The sequence below is a fragment of the Komagataeibacter europaeus LMG 18890 genome (assembly GCF_000285295.1).
Lineage (GTDB): Bacteria > Pseudomonadota > Alphaproteobacteria > Acetobacterales > Acetobacteraceae > Komagataeibacter > Komagataeibacter europaeus.
This window is the reverse complement of sequence record NZ_CADP01000270.1, coordinates 1-1,624: the sequence shown is the minus strand read 5'-3', so window position 1 is coordinate 1,624 and position 1,624 is coordinate 1. Positions and strand designations below refer to the sequence as shown.

At 54.0% G+C, this 1,624-nt stretch carries 3 protein-coding genes; all 3 read right to left on the bottom strand.

What is annotated here, in order from left to right; genetic code table 11:
• Positions 1-472, bottom strand: a 472-nt coding sequence (locus GEU01_RS21585; protein ID WP_019087654.1) for an IS630 family transposase, incomplete at its 3' end; no start/stop codon positions are given.
• Positions 473-767: 295 nt separating this feature from the next.
• Positions 768-1,178, bottom strand: a complete 411-nt coding sequence (locus tag GEU01_RS25420) for an RrF2 family transcriptional regulator (RefSeq protein WP_010511654.1) — start codon at positions 1,176-1,178, stop codon at positions 768-770.
• A 49-nt stretch (positions 1,179-1,227) separates the two neighbouring features.
• Positions 1,228-1,624: IS5 family transposase (locus GEU01_RS21575; protein ID WP_019087652.1), on the bottom strand; the 397-nt coding region annotated here is incomplete at its 5' end.

Genomic DNA, 1,624 nt, shown 5'->3' with positions numbered 1-1,624 from the left:
GAACCTTGTCGACAAATAGCGGGTCCGTCGACAGTTTGAAGGTTTCGGCCCGATGCGGCTGCAGACCGAAGGCGCTCCAGATCCGGCGGATGGTCGTATGCGACAGGCCGATCTCGGCAGCCATGGAACGGATCGACCAGTGGGTCGCGTCTTTGGGCGTTGTGTTCAGCGTGCGCTCGATGACCTGCGTAACCTGCGCGTCCGACACCGTGCGGGGCCGGCCGGCACGATATTCGTCGGTCAGGCCTTCAATGCCATCTTCGACAAACCGCCGCCGCCATTTGCCGACGGTGTGCTCATGTACCCCCAGGCGTGCAGCGACTTCCTTGCTCTGCAAGCCTTCGGCGCAGAGCAGAACCATCCGGCAGCGATCCGACAATGACCGCGGCGCCTTGTGACGCCGGACCTGCCCTTCAAGAAACGTCCGCGCCTGCGGACGCAGTACTACCTGACCTGCCTGTCGTCCCGCCATCGTTCTGCTCCCGTCAGTGCGACAGGAATATCATATAATGATGCTTATTTCAGTTCCAGGTGACTAGAAGCCGTCCGTACTTTGGTAAAAATCTTTCAACACCGTAATAATAATAACGTCCGCTATCATTATATTACCCGCAACAAAATGAACTTTGCACCTGAAGATTATATGAATCTTACTTCACACGAGATTCACTATGACTACAGTGACATTTTTTTCATCGACGGCTTCAAATGTTCTATCAACTGTTTGAGGGAGGCATCATGCCAGGATGGAAAAGTGAGCAAACACATTATCCTGAACCACTAGTGAGATCCAGTAAGCTCATTCCATCGGAAAATGCCATAAATGCATCAACGGCCTGTACTATGAGATGGCGAAACTGACAAGCATTGCCCAGTATACACTGGTTATTGCCAGATGGGTGACAGGCGCCAGGGGATTCTTTTTCAGTTTCCATGAGCCGCATAATATGACCGACGTTGATGTTTCTGGCAGACACAGCCAGACGGATGCCACCAGTACCTCCCCGGGTACCTTGTACGATCCCGGCATGACACAGGTGTTGTACAACTTTCACAAGATGATTGTGCGAAATGCCCTGCAACTCAGTGATGTTCCTGACGGTAACACGCGAATCAGGATTACACGCCAAGTGGATCAACACACGGAAAGCGTAGTCGGTACGCAGCGAAAGAGGCATCAACCCCACCACCCATAGGCACGTGTTGACTGATTTTCCCAAGCAGCCTCTAAGAGCCCGATCCGAAAGTTTTCCAAGCTTGACAATGCCTTGCTGTCCGTCGTGTGAGCATGCGGATCGAGGCGATCAATGTCCATGCGGTTGAGGAAGCAATGGACTTTTCCCAATCTTTGGCGAGCCGCCTGCACCGTCCCAGCCAGGCGAATGTCCGTTCAACCACCCAGCGGCGAGGCAAGATCTGAAAGCCCTTCGCCGTATCGGACCGCCTGATGATTTCGACCGTCCATTTTCCCATGGAGGCGAGCGCGGATCGCAATTTGTTGCCAGCATAGCCGCCATCAGCAAAGATGTGGCGCAGCCAGGGAAAGCGCCTGCGTATTGCCGCCAGAACATCAACCGCCCCATCACGGTCCTGGATGTCGGCGGCATGAACGAGGAGAAAGATC

Excerpts from the sequence above, each read along its gene's own strand:
- GEU01_RS25420 (WP_010511654.1), bottom strand. The coding sequence starts at position 1,178 with ATGCCTCTTTCGCTGCGTACCGACTACGCTTTCCGTGTGTTGATCCAC.